The organism is Microcoleus sp. T3_A4 (assembly GCF_036700465.1).
Lineage (GTDB): Bacteria > Cyanobacteriota > Cyanobacteriia > Cyanobacteriales > Microcoleaceae > Microcoleus.
Map to the genome: position 1 here is coordinate 104,854 of NZ_JAUBOY010000025.1, position 7,652 is coordinate 112,505.

The following is a 7,652-nucleotide window of genomic DNA, read 5'->3' on the forward strand; positions in this document are numbered from 1 at the left end:
CCTCCGATATTTTTCTATTTTTTCAGGTTAATCGATCTGCCACTGAGGCCATCATCGTCATCAAACTCATCACCCTCATCCAATCCCCAATCCTCATCTGCTTCTGCAAGAGGATTTATTGGTGCTTCATCAGCGGGTTTAGGAATGTCCCCTCCCGGAGGAACGATCACCCGATACTCGGCATCGTATACAGACTCAGTTTGTCCCACCCCAGACTGGCTCGGATCTCTATAGCCGTAAGAATATACTGAGCCAGCCCAAGATTTGCTTTTTGGTTCCTGCTGAGCTTCGTAAGCCCTCGGATTTGCCGCTGGAACATCATTGACCTGCGGTTGATCGGGAAAATCGCGATCGTCCCCCCAATCGTCATCACCCCCTTGAGAGCCGGATTTTGAGCCATCTGAGACCCAATCGTCCTCATCGTCTGCTGCATAAGTCCCCGGTTGAGCGTAATCCTTCGCCCCATCAGGCTTCGGAGTTTCTTGCTGGAAAGTCCGGGCACTGTAACCCGCCGACGAGCCGTACTCAGTTCGGTAGGAACCAGCAGCCTGAGTTTGGCTATTTTCCCTATTCAGATCCGGGTCAATTTCCAGCTTTCTAGGAGGGGGAGGCGGCGTGTAAGGCGTTCTCCTGTCCTCTGGGAAAGTATCGGGACGGCTGCGACTGGATCTGCCGGCGCGGTCTGCCGTTAGAGATAGGTAATTTGAAAAAGCCAGCAAACCAGAAATCAATAAAGATGTGACAGCTCCCATCGCCAGGCTCAGCAAAATCCAGATAGATAAAGGCAAAGCAGGCGATCGAACTCCCAAAAATACCAGAGACAATGCTGGCTCCACATTTTGCAGGGCAAAAATAGTTAACCCCAACACAATTACTAGCAAAAATACAAGTCGCATATTAAAAATATTGGTAATTGGTAATTGGTAATTGCTAATTGGGAATTGCTAATTAAAACTAACAAATCATCAATAACAAACTGTCAACTGTCAACTGTCAACTGTCAACTGTCAACTAACTCCCTTCTTCTTCCTTCCAGCGTTTGAGAGGAACGCAATCAATCCCCAACTGGTCTAAAGCGCGAGCCACCACAAAGTCTACCAAATCTTCAATAGTTTGCGGATTGTGATACCAAGCAGGAATCGCTGGTACAATTCTAGCTCCAGCTTCCGCCAAGGTAGTCAAATTCCGCAGGTGGATCAAGCTAAAAGGCGTTTCGCGAGGCACGAGTACCAATTTTCGCCCTTCCTTGAGCTGAACGTCGGCCGCTCTTTCAAGCAAATCCGAGCTCAAGCCAGCCGCCAATTTGCCCAGCGTACTCATGCTACAGGGAATAATGATCATCCCTTGGGTACGAAAGGAGCCACTAGCAATATTAGCACCGACATCTTGCCAAGGATGACACCGAAGTTTACCCATTGTGGCGACTCCTGCTTGTTCCCGCCAGAATTCCTCTTGAAGCGTCGGTTCGGCGGGCATTCGCGTGTTCTGTTCGCTTTGCCAAACCATGTAAGTAGATTTCGATGCTACCAGTTCGATCGCGCGATCGGCTTCCAACAAATATTTGAGAGTTCGCACCGCATAAATCAGTCCCGATGCACCGGTAACTCCTACAATGAGGGGGTAGTTATTCGTCATTAGTTATTTGTTAGTTGACGGTTGAGTGTTGCTAGTAATTAGTTGTTAGCTCAAATTTGTTAGCATTGGAATTATTCATATCTCTCTTCTGTTAATCTGCGTGAATCAGCGTCTATCCCTTGTCATCTGCGGCTAACAAATTCTCTTTTTTTCACCGCAGATACAGGCAGATTAACACAGATCAACGCAGATTAATTATATAAATTGTACCGGATTGGATATTAGTCATTAATTGTTTATTGATGATTGCTGAGTATAGTTGGGCGCCCACTTGTTAATACTTAGTTGCCCGATAATGACAACTAAGTATTGAGAAAAGTTAACTGTCAACTGTCAACAGTCAACAGATTATTCATCATCATCAAAAGCTTGGCTGCCGCCCCCAACTGCAACTAAATCAATTTGCTGGCGGTAGTAGTCAACACTCTTGACTTGAACTTCTACCCGATCGCCCAAACGGTACTGATTGCGGTTTTTGCGGCCCACCAGAGTTTGCTGGCGCGATCGATATTCGTACCAATCATCCTTCAGCGAAGAAACGTGCACCAATCCCTCAACACGCAGGATGTCGCTCTCCGGTGGTCGCACCTCAATTTCCACAAAGAAACCGTAAGACTGTACACCTGTAATCAAACCCTGGAAAGTTTGACCGGTGCGCTCTTTCATCAATCCGGTTTTCTTCAATCCCTGCAAATCGCTTTCAGCATCCTCAGCAACCCTTTCGCGTTCCGTCAGGTGTACCACGGCCGATGCAAACTCTGTCTCAAATTCGTGGTGCAAATCTGGCGGGAGAACATTCCAAGTAATTTGACCGTGACAGGAGGAATGGTGCAAGTCAACTTTTTCCTTAGCCCGTGTTGTGCGGCTGCTGCGGCCTTGCTCGAACACCGCTTGCAACACCCGCAGCACCAGCAAATCGGCGTAGCGGGAAAGCGGCGAAGTGCACCGCGTGTAACCCTCTGACAGCCCCAAACCGAAGTGCGGCTTGGCAGTGGTGCTGTAAACAGCGGGCTTCATGGTGTCTTCGAGCAGGTAGGTGAGAACTCTTTCGGACTTAAGGCCGGCAAACTGCTGGGTAAATCGCTGAAAGTCCAAGGGCAAAACTTCTTCTTCGGTTTCGAGATACAGTTCGCCTCCGAGATTGTTCGAGAGTTTGATGAACTCTTGAATGTCTGCCGGATCTGGCATCGGCTGGACACGGTAAATTGCTGGGACTCCCAAGGCTTGCAGGTGGGTGGCGACAGCTTGGTTGGCGAGTACGACCAACTCGGAGACAGCCGACTGAACGGGGGGAGCTGTTGCAAAAGCTCCTAATTCGCCTTCGTCGTCGAAGTGAGAGTTAGCATCAGGCAAATTTAGTTCAAAAGCTCCTCGCTTGAGCCTTGTCTGTCTGGCTGCCTGTGAGGCGGCCCCGATTTGATCGAGGAAAGGACGGAGGGCGGAAGATAAAGGGTGTTCTTCGGCATTGCTTGGTTCGAGAATTGCTTGAGCTTGCTCGTAGGTGAGGTGGTAGTCAATTTGAATGACGCTAGTTTGAATTTCGTATTCTAGGAGTTCTCCTGATTGGTCGAGGGTGAGCAGTATGCTGAAGGCCAGCCGTTCTGTGTCTGGCAGCAGGGAGCAGCGCTCGTTGAGTGTTTCTGGCAATACGGCGATGATTTTTTCTCCCAGATGGGCGGCGGTGCCTCGCTTGCGGGCTTCGCGGTCGATCGGGGTTTCTGGCTGCACGTACTCGGCGGCGTCGCTGATGTGGATTCCTATTTGCCAGCGGCCGGGCTTCAGGGTTTCGATCGACAAAGCGCGTTCTACTGGCGGATCGGACAGGAATGATGTTGGATCAAACTCGTTTTCGCCTCCTCCTTCGGAGATATTTTCCTCCTGGGCTTGAGGAGCATTGTTTTCGCTATTGGTTGTTCCCGGTTCGTTTTTGCTGAAGCTAACCGTCAGAATGTTACGCAAATCTAGGCGTTTTTTGATGTCGGTTTTTTTGACTTTGCTGGGCAAATTTTCGGCTGCTTTGATGACGGCGGCGGGGAACGATCGCGGCAAGTCGTGTTTGCAGCATACGATGTCGAGGTCGTCGGCAGCTTCGGCATCGGAACCTAGTACCTGTACTACTTTGCCGACTGGCCGATGGGTGCCGAGGGGGTAGCGTTTGACTTCGACGTGTACTAGGTGGTCGATCGCCTCTTGGAGATTTGTGCCGTTTGCGAGCAAGTCTAGTTCAAACAACAGGCGATCGTCCAGGGGGATTGCTCTGTAGCTGACGCGGCCGGTGGGGGTGGCGGTTTGCTTGACTCGCGCGAGTACCGAGGGGTTGGCGCGTTCGAGGATGAGCATGACTTCGCCTTCGGGCGATCGGCGGCGGCTACCTTCTTTGATGATTTTGACTAAGACTCGATCGCCATTCCAAGCTGTCGAGAGGTGACTTTCCCGCACGTAAACGTCTTCTGAGCCTTCGGCGTCTTGAATTGCAAAGCAAAATCCTTTGCTCGAACAGCGCAGTTTTGCTTCTACTACGTCGTCTTCAGCTACTCGGCGATAGCGGCCTTTGTCTTTGACTAATATGCCAATTTTCTCTAGAGCTTCTAATGCGATTTGAAGTTTGAGTTGACTGGTGGCGTCGTTGCAGTCGAGTTTTTTCTCCAATGCTTTTGGGGCCACTAATTTGTCTTCTGTAAAATTTGCCAGCAGTGCAGCGATAGAAAATTCCATGTAGCGATCGATCCTCTTGTTTCCAGCAATTAGTCTAAATTTTGGCGAAATCAGCCGCACCCCCTCGGGCCCTCGCAGTGCCTGCTTCCCAACAAATGCGCGGGTTGATAGGTGGAGACGCGAGCACAGCCACCTTGTTTCATCGCGAGTTTTTTTTGAGATTCTCTCCCGACACCGGCTTCGTGCTAAGTGTCTGCTGTCTGTATTGAACTGACTGCTGACGGTGCAGAAAACTGTCCCGCACGCTATTCCCCAATACAATTTTTTAGCGTTGGTTTGTTTGCTTTTAGGTCAGCAGCGCCGAGCACTTCGCGAATTAGAAAGCCTCTGTCGGTTCTTAAAAGATGGCTCGATACTGAAAGCAACGGCTTGAGTCGAGGATGAGCCGATGGAGGGATGGAGAGGGAGAAAATGTGCATTTCTCGCTTCTGCCTTGTTTCCTTCTGCGTTGTTCCTTCTTCCTTTTGAAGTGCCTCTTGCCTCTTGCTTTAGCAAAGAACTTACCGGATCAAGGCAAAATTGCTAGTAGCTCGCCGCTGCGATGCCCCTGTTTTTTGCACGCGATCTGTCCTTGCGGACGGAGGTGCAACGAGCGGGCCGGGAGCAATCTGTGCTGTAGAAAGTGCAGGTACGCAAACCGGAGACTTTTACTACTTTTGCTTAGTTGCTGTGTCATCTCCTATAGGTAGAAATGACGCCCGATGCTTGTTAGCTTAAACCGCTGGATGTGGCATGGGGTTTAGTGGCGTTTAAGGTTGCGCGGATGACTCACCTTTAATTTATTGTATGTTGAATAGGTGCTTTCAGAAAATTGTTTTCTCAGGGCTGTACTACACTTAAGTCATAAGCCCCCTCTGGTTTCGGGGTCAAAAAATTATGTTTGCTGAATTTCGCGCCCTTTATCCCGCTGGACAGTTAATTTGTGAGTTGCTGACTGTTCATCACGGTAAGTTTGTTGTTCGCTGTCTGATTCAGGTTGACGGCAAAACTCTGGCTACGGCTATGTCGGCTGCTGAGTCTGTTGAGGATGCTGAAGACCGCGCCCGGTTGCGAGCGATCGCTGTCCTTGGATTTGCTGCGCCCGATCGTGCGATCGCGAGTGTTGATCCGGCTCCGGTTGCTCCAGTTGCTCCCGTTGCTCCGATTGCTCCGGTTGCTTCCGTTGCTCCAGTTGCTCCTCCCCCTCCCCCTCCTCCTGCTGTTCCGGTTCCTGTTGGGCCGACAAGTGTTCCTCTTCCGGTTCTAGAAATGCCTGTTGCTGACAACTTGCCTGAAACACATCCAAGCAATTTTGTCAAGACCGAAGCGAAATTAAATGAAGAGCCGATCGCACCTGTAGCGGAACCGCTGCCACCAACGGTCGATCGCGTCGAGGCTACTGGGTTTGTACCAAAGCAGTTAGACTCGGACGCTTGGCTTTCTTCTAGCTACGGCGAACCACTTCAGGAACTGGAGGTACCGACTTCTAGCCAAAGTGAACTGCTACAGGGTGCGGCCGAAGTCAGGGAATTGCAACCGATCGCAGTAGGAATTCCGAGCGATGCGATCGAGGATAATTCTGATACGATCGCGCAAATAGACGCTATCCTCAAACGCCTGCAATGGAAGAAAAAACAGGAAAGCGACTGTCTCGAACACAATTACGGCAAGTCGTCTCAGAGAGAGCTTTCTACCGAACAGTTGGTAGATTTCCTAGAATATCTGGAAATCTACAGCAGGACTACTGAGGAAATCAAGCGGTTGAACTGGACTCCCAACCAAGGAAAAGATTATCTCAAACAAGGTTATGGCAAAGAAGCGCGCCATTTCTTAAATCAAGTAGAATTGCTCGACTTCCTGCAATATCTCGAATCTTTGCCTTAGTAATTATGTAGGGTTTCTAGGTGTGATATTTTTTTAGAAAAAGCTACATATAGCAGTTTTCAACTGTAGGAAATACAGTAGGAACACGGGACACTGTGCCGTGTCATGCGCCCCAGCATCTGTAATTCACTGCACTGAAAACTGCTATATAACTGTTAAAAATTAAAAATCAAAAATGAGGAAATATTCTTCATTTTTGATTTTTAACTTTTCATTTAGACGACAGCGGCGATCGGGCGGCTGGCGGAAGGACGGCGATCGATCACTTGATCGACTAATCCGTAGTCCTTTGCTTCTTCAGCCGACATGAAGAAATCCCGTTCGGTATCTTCTTCAATGCGGGAAAGCGGCTGACCGGTATGGTTGGCAAGATGTTCGTTCAGGCGGCGTTTGTGGTACAAAATCTCTTTGGCCTGAATTTCAATATCGGTTGCTTGTCCTTGAGCTCCGCCGAGAGGTTGGTGGATCATAATCCGGGAGTGAGGCAAACTCATCCGCTTGCCTTTAGCACCGGCACTCAATAGGAAAGCGCCCATGCTGGCTGCCAAACCGAGGCAAATAGTGCAAATGTCGGGGCGGATGTGGTTCATCGTGTCAAAAATGCCCATACCTGCTGTTACCGAACCCCCTGGGGAGTTGATATAGAGGTAAATATCTTTCTCCGGGTCTTCGGCGTCTAAAAATAGCAATTGGGCAACGATCAGGTTAGCCAAGTCTGAGTCAACCTGTTGGCCCAAGAAGACGATGCGATCGCGCAGGAGTCGCGAGTAAATGTCAAAGGCGCGTTCGCCGCGACCGGATTGTTCTATAACTGTTGGGATCATTGACGCCTGCCTGCCTATTACGTATCTTTTTTTAATTTTAGCGATTAGGGCTCAGTTATAGTTAGCGATCGGTGGCGTGCGATCGAGAAATCGGCAAAATCCTTTAGCTGGGCGGGGTTGGGGCGGTAATTTGAGGAATTTGTGGCGGGGGTGCGATCGGATTTCCGATCCAAGGGCGATCGATGTTGAGGAAGCGGACATCAATAAACGTTAAATGTTGTTATGTGGCGATCGTATCATTGCGATAACTCAAATCGCTCGATCGCCGCTGACACTAGCAAAATGGTCGAAAAATTCATCGATCGAATCACCAGCTTCGAGATAATCAAGTAGAGTCTCGATCGGGACGCGAGTAGCAATAAAGACAGGACTTCCACCTAAAATATCGGGGTCGCTATGAAAGATAGTAGCTGCGTATTGCAAAGAAAAGGTTGTGACATCGAGACAATCTTCCTCAGTCCAGGTATCACTTTGCTCGAACGTTCTGTTAGTTTCCATCGCTAAATCCCCACTGAAATTCCATCCTATGAATCTTTTATATCAATACTCCGGACAGTTTTTAAAGAGGAATGCGATCGCAATAAAATAGAGAAGTGAAAAAAGTGAGTGCAATCT

General features: G+C 49.2%; 7 protein-coding genes. 2 read left to right on the forward strand and 5 right to left on the reverse strand.

The window, feature by feature from the left end; genetic code table 11:
* Positions 1 to 14: 14 nt before the first annotated feature.
* From QUA07_RS15795 to QUA07_RS15805, 3 genes are all read right to left on the reverse strand, one after another.
* On the reverse strand, positions 15 to 896 hold the full coding sequence (locus tag QUA07_RS15795; protein ID WP_333326640.1) for a LapA family protein: 882 nt from the start codon (positions 894 to 896) through the stop codon (positions 15 to 17).
* Between the two features lie 115 nt (positions 897 to 1,011).
* Entirely contained in the window at positions 1,012 to 1,635 is a 624-nt protein-coding gene (locus tag QUA07_RS15800) for a flavin prenyltransferase UbiX (RefSeq protein WP_333082548.1), read from the reverse strand.
* Between the two features lie 348 nt (positions 1,636 to 1,983).
* Positions 1,984 to 4,350 carry a ribonuclease R family protein gene (locus tag QUA07_RS15805; protein ID WP_333326642.1) on the reverse strand — a complete coding sequence of 789 codons (2,367 nt, stop codon included), beginning with the start codon at positions 4,348 to 4,350 and terminating at the stop codon, positions 1,984 to 1,986.
* An 876-nt stretch (positions 4,351 to 5,226) separates the two neighbouring features.
* Between QUA07_RS15805 and QUA07_RS15810 the strand changes: the two genes are divergently transcribed.
* Complete coding sequence (locus QUA07_RS15810; RefSeq protein ID WP_333326644.1) at positions 5,227 to 6,213, forward strand: hypothetical protein; 987 nt, start codon at positions 5,227 to 5,229, stop codon at positions 6,211 to 6,213.
* 215 nt (positions 6,214 to 6,428) lie between these two features.
* Here QUA07_RS15810 and clpP read toward each other — a convergent pair whose 3' ends face one another.
* Positions 6,429 to 7,037 (reverse strand): ATP-dependent Clp endopeptidase proteolytic subunit ClpP, encoded by a 609-nt coding sequence (clpP, locus tag QUA07_RS15815; RefSeq protein ID WP_006635758.1) that lies wholly within the window; start codon positions 7,035 to 7,037, stop codon positions 6,429 to 6,431.
* 76 nt (positions 7,038 to 7,113) lie between these two features.
* On the opposite strand from clpP, the gene QUA07_RS15820 reads away from it, so the two are divergent.
* On the forward strand, positions 7,114 to 7,251 hold the full coding sequence (locus QUA07_RS15820; protein ID WP_333326646.1) for a hypothetical protein: 138 nt from the start codon (positions 7,114 to 7,116) through the stop codon (positions 7,249 to 7,251).
* Between the two features lie 35 nt (positions 7,252 to 7,286).
* Here QUA07_RS15820 and QUA07_RS15825 read toward each other — a convergent pair whose 3' ends face one another.
* Complete coding sequence (locus QUA07_RS15825) at positions 7,287 to 7,535, reverse strand: DUF433 domain-containing protein (RefSeq protein ID WP_333326648.1); 249 nt, start codon at positions 7,533 to 7,535, stop codon at positions 7,287 to 7,289.
* Between the last annotated feature and the right edge of the window lie 117 nt (positions 7,536 to 7,652).